This is a genomic window from Microbacterium sp. F01 (assembly GCF_056156365.1).
On record NZ_CM149592.1, the window covers coordinates 3,149,299 to 3,163,627 of the forward strand.

Consider the following 14,329-nt stretch of genomic DNA (forward strand, 5'->3'; position numbering starts at 1 on the left):
ACGCGGATGGACAGCACGGATCTGGCCGACCTGATCGATGACCTGACGGCGAAGGCGCGTGATGCGTCGAGCGGCCGCGCTGCGCGCACCATCCGCGGCGGGCATGAGCACGCCCTGCGCGAGACGGTCATCGCGCTGCGCGCCGGGCACGAGCTCGCCGAACATGAGAGCCCGCACGAGGCGACGCTGCAGGTGCTGCGTGGGCGCGTGCGACTCATCGCCGGCGACGAGGCGTGGGATGGGGCATCCGGAGATCACCTCACGGTCCCGCCGCAGCGCCACAGCCTCGCGGCGCTCGAGGACTCGGTCGTGCTGCTGACGGTCTCGAACCGCGTGCCCTGACCCGGCCGCGATCGCGCACGTTGCGCGGCTCCGGACCGCTCAGGGCAGTCCCGTGACCGAGACACCCAGCCACTCGGCGAGTTCGGCGATCTCGGCGCGCACCATCTCGGACTCCTCCGGCTCGAACGGCAGGAACTCGTGCAGTGCGTTGACCCTGAGCACCTCGCGGTCGCGGTCGACCTCGGCGTCGAGCATCCCGACAAAACTGTCGCCCATCAGGATCGGGTGCGCGAAGAAGCCGTACCGCCGCTGGGCCTTCGGCTTGAACTGCTCCAGCACGTAGGTGAACTCGAACAGCTCCTCGAGGCGCTTTCGGTCGAAGAGCAGGCTGTCGTACGGGTTGAGGAAGGCGACGCGACCGCCGGTGTCCTCCTCGTCGAGGGCGGCGAGCGCCTCGGGATCGACGCGGTACTTCGTGGTGCTCCCCTCGACGACCGCGGCTTCGCCGGTGTCTTTCGCGACACCGCTCCAGTACCAGTGCGGCTTCACGATGCCGGCGGATTGCAGCCGACGTGCGGCGAGCAGGGCAGCCGCCTCGTCGTCCGCGTACTCGGGCAGGTCCTGTGGGTACACGCGCTCGGCGAGATCCCACACGCGATGCCGGCCCTCGCGGCGGGTGACCGCGACCTCGCCCTGGCGCAGCAGGAAGTCCAGCATGTGGGGCACCTGGTTCGACCCCGACCAGCCGTCGGGGGCGCGGCTCACCTGCGCCGTGTCGGGGATGTCGCTCGCGAGGAGCGGCCCCTCGGCGCGCAGCCGGGCGAGCACGTCGGTGCGGAAGCCGGCATTCGCCTCGAGCCACTGCCGCGTGCTCTCGCGATTCGGCCACCGCCGCATGGCCGGCAGCATCAACGGGAGCAGGCTCATCGGCCGGAACGTGCCGTCGAACTCGAAGAGCAGCCGGTCGTCCTCGACGACCTTGCGCAACTGGCCGGGCTCGTAGGACCAGCCGATCCGCGACCACAGCACGGTGTGCTCGCACGGCGCGATCGTGGCTGTCGGGTCGATCTTGATGTAGCCGAGCTGCTCGGCGACCTCGACGACGTCGCCCGGCCGCTGCGCGTCGAGGAGTTGCGCGCGCACCACGATGCGCCGCGCCTCGTCGCGCGTGAGCCGATGCGCCGTCACGCCGGGTCCGCGGATCCCGTGGACCCGGCGGATTCCGATGGGAGCACGCGGTATCGCACATGCGTGACGAGCGACGTCGCCCTGCCCGAGATCTGCTCGAGCCGGACCGGACCGATCCCGTCGAACAGGCGCAGCCCCGTGCCGACGATGCTGGGCGAGATCTGCAGCATCAGCTCGTCGACGAGCTCGGCGGCGAGATAGGCGTTCGTGGTCGACACCCCACCGGCGACGTGGACGTTGCGGTCGCCCGCCGCGTCGCGCGCGCGATCCAGGGCCGCGTGGATGCCGTCGGTCACGAAGTGGAACGTCGTGCCGCCCTCCATCTCGATCGACTCCCTCGGGTAGTGGGTCAGCACGAACACCGGGCGGTGGTACGGCGGGTTCGGCCCCCACCACCCGCGCCAGTCGCGGTCCCACTCGCCGCGGACCGGACCGAACATGTGGCGTCCCATGATGAACGCACCGGCGTCGACGATCGCGTCGATCTCGGCGCGGTTGTCGTCGGGCGCCTCGAACATCCAGCGGTGGAGCGCGTTCTCGGGCACCTCCCCGAACGGGCGCTCCTCGGTCTGGTGGACTCCCGCGCCGATCCCGTCGAGCGAGAGTGACATCGTGGCGACGACGGACATGCGAACCTCCCGGGGAACGTGCGGTCGCGCCCCACGCTAGCCCGAGGCGCCGACCGGCTGACACCCCCTTCCCCGCGCGACGCGTCGGTCAGCCTCGCGCCGCGATGCTCGCCTCGATGACGCGGGCGGATGCTGCGGCCCCGTCCTCGTCCGCGTACGCGACGCGCACGCGCTCAGCCGCGGCGCGCATGCCCTCGTCCGCCAGCAGCCGCCGAACGGCGTCCGACCACGGTCGCCATGCCGTCATCCTGGCAGGCGGTCGCACCGACCGCGTCTCAGCGTTCGACGATGTCGCCCGCGTGGACGCCGATCCACGCCATCAGCGGCATCATGCGCTCCATCAGCTCGTCGCCGAGCGGCGTCAGGGAGTACTCGACCCGCGGGGGCACCTCGGGGTACGCGGTGCGGGCGACGAAGCCGTCCTTCTCGAGGGTGCGGAGCGTCGACGCGAGCATCTTCTCGCTGATGCCCTCGACAGTGCGGCGCAGTTCGCCCCACCGGCTCGTGCCGTCGGTGAGCGCGATGAGCACCAGCACGCCCCACTTGCTCATGACGTGGTCGAGAACCACCCGCGTCGGGCAGGCCTCGTCGAAGACGCCGGGAACCTCTGCCCGGATTTCCGCAAAACTCACCACCATGTGGGTACCTTACCTCAAAGTGGGTACCCTCCGGTTGGAATGTAGCCGCGCGAAGAGCGCGTTGGCGTCCGGTGAGCGCGCCCCGAGCGCGTCCCCACCGAAAGGACCAACATGACCATCCTCGTGACCGCCGCCGGCGGACAGCTCGGCCACCTCGTCATCGACGCCCTCCTCGATCGCGGCGTCGCACCGGGCGACATCGTCGCAGGTGCGCGCACGACCTCGAAGGTCGCAGATCTGGCGGACCGCGGCATCCGCGTCGTCCCGCTCGACTACAACGCGCCCGCGTCCGTCGCCGCCGCGCTCGAGGGCGTCGACGCCGTGCTGCTCATCTCAGGCTCGGAGCCCGGCAAGCGGTACGAGGGCCACGTGAACGTCATCGAGGCGGCGAAGGCGGCCGGTATCGCGAAGGTGGTCTACACGAGCCTCGCGCACGCCGACACCGTCGACTTCGTGCTCGCACCCGAGCACAAGGCGACCGAGGAGTACCTCGCGGCGAGCGGCGTGCCCGCCGTCGTGCTGCGCAACAACTGGTACACCGAGAACTACACGCCCGACGTGCTGCGTGCCGCTGAGACCGGCGTGATCGCCGCATCCGTGGGCGATGCGACCGTCGCCGCCGCGAGCCGCGCCGACTACGCCGAGGCCGCGGCCGTCGTGCTCACCGAGGACGGCCACCTGGGCCGCACCTACGAGCTCTCGGGCGACACCGCCATCTCCTACGCCGGTCTCGCCGCGGCCGCGGCCGAGGTGCTCGGCCGCGACGTCGCCTACGTGCCGGTCTCGCGCAAGCAGCTCGAGGGCGCGCTCACCGGGGCGGGTTTCGACGCCGGCACCGTCGGCTTCGTCGCCGAGATGGAGGCAGGCATCGCCCGCGGCGTGCTGGCCGACGCCGACCCGACGCTCGCGCGCCTGCTCGGACGCCCGACCACGCCCGTCATCGATGGCGTGCGTGCGGCCGTCGAAGCGTCACGCGTCAACGCCTGACCGCACGAACGACGGATGGGGACGGATGCTGCGAGCCGCAGCATCCGTCCCGCTCTCGCCTCTGAGCCCTACTGCCGGGTCGCGCGGTCGATCGACATGACGAGGATCACGCGGTCCTCCTTGTCGCGCGGCGGCGTGGAACTCGGGTTGCCGTAGCGGTTCTGCAGCTGCACGTAGAAGTCACCCTCGGGATCCGGGACGACGTCGACGAGCTTGCCTGCGACCTCGAGGTAGCGGAACGGCGAATCGGGGTCGAGGATCGACAGCGACATCGACGGGTTGTGCTGCAGGTTGCGGTACTTCTGCCGGTAGTTCGTGTGGGTGAACCGGACGTGCTCGCCGTCGAACTCGAACCACATCGGGTTGACCTGCACGGTGTCGTTCGGCCGGATGGTCCCGAGGTGCGCGTACACCGGGAGATCGAGCAGGTGGCGGCGGTCAGCGGGGACGATGTCGTCGACGTGAGGCATGGCTCCAGTCTGCCGTGGCGCAGGCGGGTGAGGGTCGATCCCCGAAACCTGCGTCACGAACTACCCTCGGATCATGGCGACGCAGCCCGCACCCGGGTGGTACGACGACGGCTCCGGCAAACAGCGCTGGTGGGACGGCACGCACTGGACCGACCAGTACATCGACCTGCGCGAGCGCGATACCGCGCTGCGGACGGATGCCGGCCCCGCCGCCTCCGGTCCGGCACAGGCCGGCTGGTACGACGACCAGCGCGGCCGCACGCGCTGGTGGGACGGGCGACGCTGGACGAGCGAGGTGCGATACAGCGGCCAGGAGCAGGACTTCGCCGGGGTCGTGATCGACGGCCGTTGGATCCACTTCGGCGACCTGAGCCAGCCGGTGAGCGAGGTCGCGGCATCCGCGGACTCGGGCGATGCGCTGCTGCGTCGGCCGGAGTTCACGAAAGCGGCTTCCGAGCGTCGGATGTTCGGGCAGGCCGGCGCCATCACTCCGCGCAACCTCAATCGGGCGATCAACCGCGCCGCACCCCACCTCGTCATCGCGGGGTCGCAGGTGTGGGTCGTCCCGTTCGCTGCGCCGCGCGACGCCGAGGCACACCGCTTCATCACTTGGGTCAACAGCAGCGCGGACCACTACCGCTACCGCTGACGCCTGCTTCGTCAGTCGGGCAGCGCGAGCGGGAGCTCATGCTCCTCGTCCCACGGCTCGGTCCAGCCCAGCCGGTCGAAGAGCGCATCGAGCACCATGCCGGTGAAACCCCACACCAGGTGCTCGCCGTTCGCATGCCGCACGAGGAATCCGGGCCCGCGCCACTCCTGCCCGCCGCGGCGGATCACCGTGACCCCGCGATTCGCCGGGTTCAGCAGGTCGGCGACGGGAGCCCGGAACACATCGGCCGACTCCGCCTCGTCGACCACGCGGACGGGAGATGGATGCTGCCACCACGCCAGCACGGGAGTCACCACGTGCTGCGAGAAGGCGAGCGGGATGTGCACGAGCTCACCCAGCACCTCGACCCCGGCAGGATCGAGCCCGGTCTCTTCGCGCGCCTCGCGCAGCGCCGCGGCCACAGGACCGTCGTCGCCCGGATCGATCCGGCCGCCCGGGAACGCCACCTGGCCCGGATGCGCGCGCAGCGTCGTGGCGCGGGCGAGGAGCAGCACGTCGAGGTCGCGCGACACCGCCCGGGCCTGCGCGTCGTGGTCAGCCGGAAGCGTGTCGAGCACGCCGAACAGCATGAGCACCGCGGCCGGACGCGGATCTGCCGGAGACGGCAGATCCAGCAGCGGACCCGTTCCGGCGGTGGAGGCGTCGGCCAGCGCCGCGAGCTGGGCGCGCGCCCCCAGCGCCTCGCGGCGACGCGCCTCACCCGTCGGCGGAGTCGAGGGCTGCGGCATCCGTTCAGGCTACGCCGCATCGGCGACACGCGGTCGCGGCGGCGCAGAACGGCGGTTGACCGCCGCTCGGCCGTGCCGCTACGTTCAGCCCGTGGCGCACCGCGCCGCCGGGCGTTCCGCGCCCCGTGTGCCTGCGCTGCTGGGGAGCCGCATGATCACCGTCGATGGCCTTCGCGCCCTGCACGTCTTCGCCGCGGTGCCCGAGGAGGCGCTGGTGTACCTGGCGGGCGCCGTCGAAGACATCCGCCTGGTCACCGGCGAGTACTTCGCGCACGAGGGCGACGATCGGGCGCTGTTCGTCGTCGTGGAGGGGCTGGCCGAGATCACGAAGGTCGTGAACGGCGAGGAGCGCGTCATCGGCACGCGCCGCCCCGGCCAGTTCTTCGGCGAGGTGCCGATGACGCTCAGCACGCCGTTCCCTGCCAGCGGCCGTGCGGGCGAGCCGACCCGCGTGCTCAAGCTCGAGCCCGCCGTCTATTACTCCCTCGCCGCCGCCGCGCCGTCGGTGCCCGACCGGGTCGCAGGGCTCGCGCGGCGATACCTGGACTCCCTGCAGACCATGGCCGCCGAGCAGCACGAGTACGAGGTGCGCCTCATCCACCCGCGGCGCAGCGCCCGCGCGCACCGCGTGATCGGGTTCCTCACCCGCAACCAGGTCGACTTCGAGCGCGTGGACGTGGACGCCCCGGCTGACGCGGCGCAGTATCCGATGCTCGAGCTCGCGGGCGGTGCGCGGTTCGAGAACCCGACGATGCGGCAGATCGCCGAGGCTGTCGGGCTCGAGGTGACGCCCGCCGCGGACCACTACGACGTGGTGATCCTCGGCGCGGGGCCGGCCGGGCTCACCGCCGCCGTCAACGCCGCAGCGGAGGGGCTGCGGACGCTGGTCGTGGAGAGCTTCGCGCCGGGCGGCCAGGCGGGCACCTCGACGCGGATCGAGAACTACACCGGCTTCCCGTTCGGCATCTCCGGCGACGACCTCGCGCGGCGGGCATTCACGCAGGCCAAACGGCTGGGCGCCGAGATCGTGGTGACACGCACGGTCGAGGCGTTCGACCCGGCGACGCACGAGCTGACGCTCGACGGCGGCGACATCGTGCGCGCCGAGGTCGTCATCCTCGCCACCGGGGTGGTGTGGCGCACGCTCCCCGTCGACGGCGTCGACCGGCTCCGTGGCAGCGGCGTCTACTACGGCGCGGCGCGCAGCGACTCGGCGGTCGCGCAGGGTGCGGACGTCTGCATCATCGGCGCCGGGAACTCGGCCGGGCAGGCGGCGCTGTTCTTCAGCCGGCACGCACGGTCCGTCACGATGCTCGTGCGGGGTGAATCGCTCGAGGCGAGCATGTCGCGCTATCTCATCGATCAGATCGCGGCGATCCCGGCCATCCGCGTCGAGACCCGCAGCGAGGTCGTCGGCGTGCACGGCGGCGACAGTCTTCAGGCCGTCGACGTCGTCGATCGGCGCACGGGGATCGTCGGCACGCGCGAGGCCGACGTGCTCTTCGTCATGATCGGGGCCGACGCCGAGACCGCCTGGCTGCCATCCGAGATCGCCCGGGACGTGCGGGGGTTCGTGCTCACCGGGACGGATGCCGCGGAGTCGGGGTCGTGGCCGGAGGCACGGCGCCCGTTCGCCCTCGAGACGACGGTGCACGGTGTCTTCGCGATCGGCGATGTGCGGTCCGGCTCGGTGAAGCGCGTGGTCGCCGGCGTCGGCGAGGGCGGCGCGGCCATCGCGTTCACGCACCAGTACCTGGCACTCGAGCCGACCGCACCGCGCACCTGACCTCGCGCACAGAATCGGAGGTCTCGCGCAACGCGCCGGGTCACCCCAGCATCCGTTCCCGGCGTGTCGGCGGAAGGCTCCGATTCTGTGCGCCGCGTCAGCCGCGGAAGTACGTCTCCGCCACCCGGGCGAGGTCCCACAGGTCGCTCACGCCGGCGAGCTCGCGCGCGGAGTGCATGGAGAGGATCGGGATGCCGACGTCCACGGTGCGGATACCGAGGCGGGTCGCCGTGATCGGGCCGATCGTCGAGCCGCACGGCACGGAGTTGTTCGAGACGAACTCCTGGCTGGTGACGCCGGCCGCGGCGCACCAGCCGTTCCAGGCCGCGGCGCCCGCGGCGTCCGTGGCGTAGCGCTGGTTGGCGTTGATCTTGAGGATCGGGCCCGAGCCGAGCACCGGCTGCACGACGGGGTCGTGCTTGTCGGCGTAGTTGGGGTGCACCGAGTGGCCCACGTCGCTCGAGACGCACCATGACGCCGCGAGCGCACGCAGCTGCTGCTCGCGGTCGGCGCCGAGCGACAGCCACAGCCGCTCGAGCACGTCGGAGAGGAAGGGACCGGCCGCACCCGACCGAGTGCCCGAGCCCACTTCCTCGTGGTCGAAGACGGCGAGCATCGCGATGTGGTCGGCATCGTGGCCGTCGGCCGCGCGCTCCAGTGCGACCACGCCCGCGTGCACCGATGCGAGGTCGTCGAGGCGGCCGGAGGCGAAGAACACGTCGTCGCGCCCGAAAGTCGTGCCCGGCGCGGCGTCGGCGGTCATGATGTCGTAGCCGCGGATGTGCGCCGCGTCGACGCCCGCCTCGCGCGCGAGCTCGCCGAGGATGTCGGCGGACTCCGCCTCGCCGAGGCCCCACACCGGCTGCGTCTGCGACTGCTTGTCGAGGGCGAGGTGGTCGTTGACCTCGCGGTCGAGGTGGATCGCGAGCTGCGGCAGCCGCAGCAGCGGGGCGGTCGCGGCCAGCACGCTGGTGCCGTCATCGAGCACGAGGCGACCCGCCAGCCGCAGTTCACGGTCGAGCCACGAGTTGAGGAGGGGGCCGCCGTAGATCTCGACCCCAGCCTGCAGCCATCCGAGCTTGCCGGTGGTCGGCTTCGGCTTGAGCTTGAACCCCGGCGAGTCGCTGTGCGCGCCGAAGATGCGCACGCCCGTCGACGCTGTCGCGTTCGACGGCACGACCCACGCGATCGCCGCACCGTCGCGCACCACCACGTACTTCCCGCCGGCCGGGGCCGGCCATCCGGCCGCCTCGTCGAGCCGGACGAACCCCGCACTCTCGAGGCGACTCGCAACCTCGGCGGCCGCGTGGAAGCTCGACGGCGACGCCGCCACGAACGCGGCGAGATCGTCGGCGTGAGCGAGGGCTGCGGGGCGGGTGGGAGCGATGGGCGAGGGCACGGGTGAGCCTCCTGAAGAACGGCCGGTGGGTGGTTAGATCGTAGTTCGGAGGACCTTCCCAGCAGGCCCCAAGCGGTGGGATCCGAGCTCTTGATCTGGCCTTTTCGAGCTTTCCGCTCACATGTAACGTTCAGGTAACGCACCGGAACCGTCCAGAAACGACCGGGAGACTCGGGGACTTGTGCCCGCCCGAACGGTCACGACGCGCCGCCCGACGGCGCATTTCGCTGATACGGAACCCGGTCTTACATGCGCTCCCACACGTCGACTTCGCCCGCCCGCCGCACGCTCCGCCGCGCCGAACGCCGCCTCCGCCGTCGCCCGGTGCTGGTCGCCGCGACGCTCGCCGTCGGCGTGCTGGCCACCGCCGCGTTCAGCACGGCGACCCCCGCATCCCAGGCCGAGGCATCCGGTTCGCTGACCAATTTCTCGCTCGCGTCGTACTCCACCGCGTCCGCCACGGCGGAGGCCGCCGCGGCCCCGAGCGCCTTCGCGAAGACCGTGGCCGACGCGGACGCCGCGATGACCGCGGCGACCACCGTGTCGTCCGACATCGCGGCATCTGGTCTCGACGTCGGCACGCCTGAGACGATCGTCGACACCACCGAGCTCGAGGACGCCGTCGCACAGCTGCAGCGCGCCCAGTCGCTCCCGGCGGAGTACACGACGGAGTTCTCGGATGCCGTGACCACCCTCACCGCGTCGGTCAACGAGCAGGCGCAGGGCCTGCGCGGCAAGCTCGACGCCGCGATCGCGCTCAAGGCGCAGCGCGAGGCGGAGGAGAAGGCGCGCAAGGAGGCCGAGGCCGCTGCGGCGGCGAAGGCCGCCGAAGAGGCCGCCGCCGCTGCGGCGGCGAAGAAGTCGTCGACGCCGCGTTCGTCCGGCGGAGGCGCGCCCGTGTACGCCACCGGCGGCGCCGTGGGGGGCACCAGCCCGGCCGATGCGCAGGCGACCGCCCGCTCGATGATCGGCGGCTACGGCTGGGGCGACGACCAGTTCGGCTGCCTGGTGTCGCTGTGGAACAAGGAGTCGGGCTGGAACTACCAGGCCTACAACCGCTCGAGCGGCGCCTACGGCATCCCGCAGGCCCTGCCCGGCAGCAAGATGAGCAGCGCCGGCGCCGACTGGCAGACCAACCCCGCGACGCAGATCGCCTGGGGCCTCGGTTACATCTCGGGTCGCTACGGCACCCCGTGCGGCGCGTGGGGCCACTCGCAGTCCACCGGCTGGTACTGAGCACCTCAGACTTTTCATCGGCTCCGGCCGGTCGACCGCGTGCGGTCGGCCGGCTGGAGCCGTTTCAGCGGAGGAACTCGGCCGGGTCGAACTGCTCGATCGGGATGACGCGCACACGGGGCAGCTGCGCGTCGAAGGCCTCGACGTCGTATTCGAGGTCGAAGAACTCGACACCGGGGATCCCCGAGAAGTCGGCGCTGCGGAATTCGTGGAACGCGACCACGCCGACCCTGCGCCCGTTCCCGGCGAGCCGGGCGAGATCGCCGGCGAAGTCGCGGTCGTGGCTGACCAGCGCGACGTCGTCTTCTCGATCCGCGAGGGCGCGCAGCGTCCGCTGGATCGCGATGTCGACGATCTTCTCGTCGGCCGGCCCCGACAGCGGAACCGGCTGGTAGCCCAGAGCGAGGAGCGCCTGGACGAACGGCATGGGCAGGTGTGCGCTGGCGTTGAGGAAGAAGAGTCCCTTGGCCGGCCGGCCCCACCGTTCCGACACGAACGCCAGAAGGCGGTCCCACCGCGGTCGCTCCTCCGGTTGAGGCCGGCGCCCCAGGATCGATCCTCCGAGTGTCGCGTCGATGTTCTCGCCGTCGACCAGCACCCAGCTGCTGCGTTCCACGTGTGCTCCCCTCCGTCAGGCCCGCTCCGAAGGTAGCAGTCGCACTCCCCGGCGCCTGAGCCGGACTTCACGCGGTGCGAAGGATCTTCTCCATCGACTTGCCGCGGGCGAGCTCGTCCACGAGCTTGTCGAGGTACCGGATCTTCTGCATGAGCGGGTCCTCGATCTCCTCGACCCGCATGCCGCAGATGACGCCGGTGATGAGCGAGGCGTTCGGGTTGAGGTCGGCGTCTGCGAAGAAGTCCTCGAAGGTCGTGTGCTCGTCGAGATGCTGCCTCAGCTCGGCGTCGTCGAATCCCGTGAGCCACTCGATGACCACGTCGAGCTCCTCGGTCGTGCGGCCCTTCTTCTCGACCTTCGTCACGTAGAGCGGGTAGACCGAGGCGAAGCTGATCGAAAAGATCCGGTGCATGCCGACAGGTTAATACCGGACGGATGCTGCGGACTCGGCATCCGTCGTCACCACGACGAAGATGGTCCCGGTGGGTTGCCCTCCCACCGGGACCATCGCGCGTTGCAGGAGACGGTACGGCGACCCGAACGCCGAAGCTCGACCGCTCCGCGCTGAACTGCTGATGTTGCTCCCCCAGGTTAGGCAGGGACGACCGGATCCGTCTGCCTGTTGACAGGTCGCGCGGCGAACTGGTACCGGCATTCACTCCGCGCCGACGGCGACGACGACCTTGCCGAGCGCACGGCCCTCGCCGTGCAACGCGAGGGCCTCGGGCACCTGGTCGAGCGGGAACACACGGTCGATGTGCACCTGCACCTCCCCTGCCGCGCAGCGCTCCGCGACCGGCACGAACGCCGAGGGGCCCTGCCGTACGAACAGCACGCCGAGCCGCTTGCCGGTGAGGGCTCCGAGCAGTGCGCCGGCGGTCAGCATCCGTATCAGTGCCCGTCCTGTGCCGCCCACCATCACGCACCGGCCCCCCTTCGCGAGCGCACGCGCGTAGGCGAACACCGAACGGCGGGCGACCAGATCCACGATGAGGTCGTACGGACCGCGACGGGTGAAGTCCTCGAGCCGGTAGTCGATGACGTCGTCGGCCCCCAGGCCGCGGAGGAATTCGAGCTTGCCGGCGTTGTCGACCGCCGTCACGTGCACGCCCTTCTGCGCCGCGAGCTGGACCGTGAGGCTGCCGGAGCCTCCGCCGGCGCCGTTGAGCAGCATCCGTGTTCCCGGGTCCGCGAGCGCGACGGCGTGCGTCGCGATCGCGGCCGCCTGCGGGAGAGCGGATGCCTCGGCGAACGACAGCTGCGCGGGCTTCGGGGCGAGCGCCGACTCCGGCGCGGCGACGAACTCGGCGAAGCCGCCGTAGCGGGGCATGACGTCACCGAACACCTCGTCGCCGGCCGCGAACCGCGTCACGCCTTCGCCGACGGCCGCGACCCGGCCGGCGATGTCGGAGCCGAGGATCCGGCGCCGCGGCCGGAACAGCCCGCCCAGCCGGGCGTAGGCGGGACTGCCGTGCAGCCCCTCCCAGTCCGAGAGGTTGACCGACGTCGCGACGACCTCGACGAGCACCTCGCCGGCGCGGGGCACGGGCCGCGGGACGTCGCGCATCTCCAGCCGCTCGGGCGACCCGTACCGCTCGTACACGACCGCGCGCATGCCTCCATCGTCCCGGGCGCGCGGCGTCGCGCGCAACGACCTCCCGGCACGCTCACCCGGCGGCCGGTGGCAGCAGGGGCAGCAGGGCCCGGCCGAGCACGTCGGCCAGGTCGGCGCTGATCTCGGCGGTGAGGTGGTGCGAGTCGCGGTACACGAGCGTGTTGCCGAGGATCGGCGGGCACGTGTCGGCGCCGCAGAGGTACTCGTTGAGGTCGACGAGCGGGACGCCGCGCTCGGCTGTGGCCGCCGCCTCGGCGTCGCGGGCAGGCCCTTCGAGCGCGACCGTTCGGGGCTGAGCACACGCCTCGGCGTCGGAGAGGTGCGCCGACAGGCACGGCGCGGGGTCCTCCCGCATGTCGGGGGTGTCGGCCATCATCGCGACGGGCACCTCGATCGCGTCGAGGGTCCGGCCGAACGCCGCCGCCCACGTCTTCTCGTCGTCCTCGACGCCCGCGGCGAGCTCCGGGTCGGTGAAGGTCGCCAGGAGCACCAGGGCGGGCGGCGAGTCGTTGATGCGGTCGATCACGGCATCGCGCCATTCGGGGCACTGCTGGAAGGGTGCTCCCCGGCGCAGCGCGTCGATGTCGGCTGCCGGGCAGGAGCTCTTCGTGTGCACCTCGACCGAATACCCGGCCGACGTGGCGAAGCCCTCGAGCGCAGGGAACCACTGCGCCGCGTGCGAATCGCCCAGGAGGACGATGCGAGGGGCCGCGGGATCCCCGTAGACGCAGCCCTCGGCGTCGGTGGCCGCGCTGCCGCGCATGCAGCCGTCCTCGTAGACCTCGGGGAGGCTGTCGCGCGCGTCGCGCAGCGCGGGCGCCAGGTTGTCGGGCACGAAGTCGGTGCCGCGCGGCGCGTCGACGATCACGGTGCTCGACGCCGCGCGCTCCGCGTGCAGCGAGCGCGTGTCGACCACCGCGTAGGCCGCGCTCGCGAGTCCGAGGCACGCGAGCGATCCAGCGAGCGCTCCGGTGAGCGTGACGCGCGCGCGCCGCTTCGTGAGCAGCGGCGCCTTGCGCACCGGATCCTCGACGAACCGGTACAGCAGCCATGCGACGGGCACGCACGCGACGGCGATGCCGAGGGTCGTCCACAGGGGCAGCTCCCCCGGCAGCGCAGTGCCGGGCAGCACGATCGCCGGCCAGTGCACGAGATACAGCGAGTACGAGATCGTGCCGATGAACACCATGCCCCGGGCCGACAGCATCCGTGTCGGTCCGCGCCGCGTTTCGCCCGCCGCGATCACCGCGGCCGTGCCGAGCACGGGGACCGCCGCCGCCGCGCCCGGAAAGAGCGTCTCGGACGAGAAGAAGACGACGGATGCTGCGACCGCGGCGATCCCCGCCCACCCGAGGGGCGCCGCCCATCGCTCCCCCACGATCGCGGGTCTCCGCTGCAGCAGCACGGCCACGAGCCCGCCCACGCCGAGCTCCCATGCGCGCGACGGCAGCGAGAAGAACGCCCACGGCTGCGCGGCGAACGTGAGCCACACGCACAGTGCGAACGAGGCGGCGACCACCGCGATGAGCACGGCGACCAGCGCCCGTCGCGAGCGGACCAGCACCCACACCAGCGCGAGGAGCGCCGGCCACAGGAGGTAGAACTGCTCCTCGACCCCCAGCGACCAGTAATGCTGGAACAGCGACGGATTCGACGACTCGGCCAGGTAGTTCGAGTTCGCGGACGCGAAGAAGTAGTTCGGCACGTACAGCGCCGTGGCGACGGCCGCCGCCCAGAGGTCCTTCATGAGCAGCGGTGGATACCAGATGAGCGCCGCGACGACGGAGAGGACGAGCACGACGAATGACGCCGGCAGGATGCGGCGCGCGCGCCGCGCGTAGAACTCCCCGAACTTCAGCCGGCCATGCCTCTCGAGCTGCCCCAGCAGGTGGGACGTGATGAGGAAGCCCGAGATGACGAAGAAGACGTCGACACCGACGTAGCCGCCCGGCAGGAACGGAAGGCCGGCGTGGTAGAGCAGGACCGCACCGACTGCGATCGCACGCAGTCCTTGGATATCGGCACGAAAACCCGAGTGGTCGGGCTGGGCGCTCGCTCGGTCCACCACCTGAGCGACTCTAGGAC

At 71.5% G+C, this 14,329-nt stretch carries 16 protein-coding genes; 5 read left to right on the forward strand and 11 right to left on the reverse strand.

The window, feature by feature from the left end; all coding sequences use genetic code 11:
- Window positions 1–6 precede the first annotated feature (6 nt).
- Window positions 7–342 carry a cupin domain-containing protein gene (locus ACVN90_RS14525; protein WP_475098920.1) on the forward strand — a complete coding sequence of 112 codons (336 nt, stop codon included), beginning with the start codon at window positions 7–9 and terminating at the stop codon, window positions 340–342.
- Window positions 343–381: 39 nt separating this feature from the next.
- Here ACVN90_RS14525 and ACVN90_RS14530 read toward each other — a convergent pair whose 3' ends face one another.
- From ACVN90_RS14530 to ACVN90_RS14545, 4 genes are all read right to left on the reverse strand, one after another.
- Complete coding sequence (locus tag ACVN90_RS14530) at window positions 382–1,470, reverse strand: DNA glycosylase AlkZ-like family protein (protein ID WP_475098921.1); 1,089 nt, start codon at window positions 1,468–1,470, stop codon at window positions 382–384.
- The gene (locus ACVN90_RS14535; protein WP_475098922.1) at window positions 1,467–2,099 is read right to left on the reverse strand and encodes a dihydrofolate reductase family protein; all 633 of its coding nucleotides are present in this window, start codon (window positions 2,097–2,099) and stop codon (window positions 1,467–1,469) included. The genes ACVN90_RS14530 and ACVN90_RS14535 overlap by 4 nt, the downstream gene beginning before the upstream one ends.
- 88 nt (window positions 2,100–2,187) lie before the next feature.
- Window positions 2,188–2,346: a hypothetical protein gene (locus tag ACVN90_RS14540; protein WP_475098923.1), complete on the reverse strand. Its 159-nt coding sequence runs from the start codon at window positions 2,344–2,346 to the stop codon at window positions 2,188–2,190.
- A 28-nt stretch (window positions 2,347–2,374) separates the two neighbouring features.
- Window positions 2,375–2,737 carry a winged helix-turn-helix transcriptional regulator gene (locus ACVN90_RS14545; protein ID WP_475098924.1) on the reverse strand — a complete coding sequence of 121 codons (363 nt, stop codon included), beginning with the start codon at window positions 2,735–2,737 and terminating at the stop codon, window positions 2,375–2,377.
- A 111-nt stretch (window positions 2,738–2,848) separates the two neighbouring features.
- Here ACVN90_RS14545 and ACVN90_RS14550 point away from each other — a divergent pair, with 111 nt between their 5' ends.
- Window positions 2,849–3,724 (forward strand): SDR family oxidoreductase, encoded by an 876-nt coding sequence (locus tag ACVN90_RS14550; RefSeq protein WP_475098925.1) that lies wholly within the window; start codon window positions 2,849–2,851, stop codon window positions 3,722–3,724.
- Between the two features lie 68 nt (window positions 3,725–3,792).
- Here ACVN90_RS14550 and ACVN90_RS14555 read toward each other — a convergent pair whose 3' ends face one another.
- Entirely contained in the window at window positions 3,793–4,194 is a 402-nt protein-coding gene (locus tag ACVN90_RS14555; RefSeq protein ID WP_475098926.1) for a PPOX class F420-dependent oxidoreductase, read from the reverse strand.
- A 73-nt stretch (window positions 4,195–4,267) separates the two neighbouring features.
- On the opposite strand from ACVN90_RS14555, the gene ACVN90_RS14560 reads away from it, so the two are divergent.
- The gene (locus ACVN90_RS14560; protein WP_475098927.1) at window positions 4,268–4,843 is read left to right on the forward strand and encodes a DUF2510 domain-containing protein; all 576 of its coding nucleotides are present in this window, start codon (window positions 4,268–4,270) and stop codon (window positions 4,841–4,843) included.
- An 11-nt stretch (window positions 4,844–4,854) separates the two neighbouring features.
- On the opposite strand, the gene ACVN90_RS14565 is transcribed toward ACVN90_RS14560, so the two are convergent.
- A complete protein-coding gene (locus ACVN90_RS14565; protein ID WP_475098928.1) occupies window positions 4,855–5,592 on the reverse strand; it encodes an NUDIX hydrolase in 738 nt (245 codons plus the stop codon).
- Window positions 5,593–5,743: 151 nt separating this feature from the next.
- Here ACVN90_RS14565 and ACVN90_RS14570 point away from each other — a divergent pair, with 151 nt between their 5' ends.
- The gene (locus ACVN90_RS14570; RefSeq protein ID WP_475098929.1) at window positions 5,744–7,378 is read left to right on the forward strand and encodes an FAD-dependent oxidoreductase; all 1,635 of its coding nucleotides are present in this window, start codon (window positions 5,744–5,746) and stop codon (window positions 7,376–7,378) included.
- A gap of 97 nt (window positions 7,379–7,475) precedes the next feature.
- Here ACVN90_RS14570 and ACVN90_RS14575 read toward each other — a convergent pair whose 3' ends face one another.
- Window positions 7,476–8,777 carry a M18 family aminopeptidase gene (locus ACVN90_RS14575; RefSeq protein WP_475098930.1) on the reverse strand — a complete coding sequence of 434 codons (1,302 nt, stop codon included), beginning with the start codon at window positions 8,775–8,777 and terminating at the stop codon, window positions 7,476–7,478.
- A gap of 249 nt (window positions 8,778–9,026) precedes the next feature.
- Here ACVN90_RS14575 and ACVN90_RS14580 point away from each other — a divergent pair, with 249 nt between their 5' ends.
- A complete protein-coding gene (locus ACVN90_RS14580) occupies window positions 9,027–10,013 on the forward strand; it encodes an aggregation-promoting factor C-terminal-like domain-containing protein (RefSeq protein ID WP_475098931.1) in 987 nt (328 codons plus the stop codon).
- 64 nt (window positions 10,014–10,077) lie between these two features.
- Here ACVN90_RS14580 and ACVN90_RS14585 read toward each other — a convergent pair whose 3' ends face one another.
- From ACVN90_RS14585 to ACVN90_RS14600, 4 genes are all read right to left on the reverse strand, one after another.
- Window positions 10,078–10,629 carry an NYN domain-containing protein gene (locus ACVN90_RS14585; protein WP_475098932.1) on the reverse strand — a complete coding sequence of 184 codons (552 nt, stop codon included), beginning with the start codon at window positions 10,627–10,629 and terminating at the stop codon, window positions 10,078–10,080.
- Between the two features lie 67 nt (window positions 10,630–10,696).
- The gene (locus ACVN90_RS14590; RefSeq protein ID WP_475098933.1) at window positions 10,697–11,041 is read right to left on the reverse strand and encodes a DUF2200 domain-containing protein; all 345 of its coding nucleotides are present in this window, start codon (window positions 11,039–11,041) and stop codon (window positions 10,697–10,699) included.
- Window positions 11,042–11,284: 243 nt separating this feature from the next.
- On the reverse strand, window positions 11,285–12,244 hold the full coding sequence (locus ACVN90_RS14595; protein WP_475098934.1) for an NAD(P)-dependent alcohol dehydrogenase: 960 nt from the start codon (window positions 12,242–12,244) through the stop codon (window positions 11,285–11,287).
- A 52-nt stretch (window positions 12,245–12,296) separates the two neighbouring features.
- Window positions 12,297–14,312, reverse strand: coding sequence for an acyltransferase family protein (locus ACVN90_RS14600; protein WP_475098935.1), 2,016 nt, complete (start codon window positions 14,310–14,312; stop codon window positions 12,297–12,299).
- Window positions 14,313–14,329 lie beyond the last annotated feature (17 nt).

Excerpts from the sequence above, each read along its gene's own strand:
- ACVN90_RS14525 (WP_475098920.1), top strand. The coding sequence starts at position 7 with ATGGACAGCACGGATCTGGCCGACCTGATCGATGACCTGACGGCGAAG.
- ACVN90_RS14535 (WP_475098922.1), bottom strand. The coding sequence starts at position 2,099 with ATGTCCGTCGTCGCCACGATGTCACTCTCGCTCGACGGGATCGGCGCG.
- ACVN90_RS14540 (WP_475098923.1), bottom strand. The coding sequence starts at position 2,346 with ATGACGGCATGGCGACCGTGGTCGGACGCCGTTCGGCGGCTGCTGGCG.
- ACVN90_RS14545 (WP_475098924.1), bottom strand. The coding sequence starts at position 2,737 with ATGGTGGTGAGTTTTGCGGAAATCCGGGCAGAGGTTCCCGGCGTCTTC.
- ACVN90_RS14550 (WP_475098925.1), top strand. The coding sequence starts at position 2,849 with ATGACCATCCTCGTGACCGCCGCCGGCGGACAGCTCGGCCACCTCGTC.
- ACVN90_RS14555 (WP_475098926.1), bottom strand. The coding sequence starts at position 4,194 with ATGCCTCACGTCGACGACATCGTCCCCGCTGACCGCCGCCACCTGCTC.
- ACVN90_RS14560 (WP_475098927.1), top strand. The coding sequence starts at position 4,268 with ATGGCGACGCAGCCCGCACCCGGGTGGTACGACGACGGCTCCGGCAAA.
- ACVN90_RS14565 (WP_475098928.1), bottom strand. The coding sequence starts at position 5,592 with ATGCCGCAGCCCTCGACTCCGCCGACGGGTGAGGCGCGTCGCCGCGAG.
- ACVN90_RS14570 (WP_475098929.1), top strand. The coding sequence starts at position 5,744 with ATGATCACCGTCGATGGCCTTCGCGCCCTGCACGTCTTCGCCGCGGTG.
- ACVN90_RS14580 (WP_475098931.1), top strand. The coding sequence starts at position 9,027 with ATGCGCTCCCACACGTCGACTTCGCCCGCCCGCCGCACGCTCCGCCGC.
- ACVN90_RS14590 (WP_475098933.1), bottom strand. The coding sequence starts at position 11,041 with ATGCACCGGATCTTTTCGATCAGCTTCGCCTCGGTCTACCCGCTCTAC.
- ACVN90_RS14595 (WP_475098934.1), bottom strand. The coding sequence starts at position 12,244 with ATGCGCGCGGTCGTGTACGAGCGGTACGGGTCGCCCGAGCGGCTGGAG.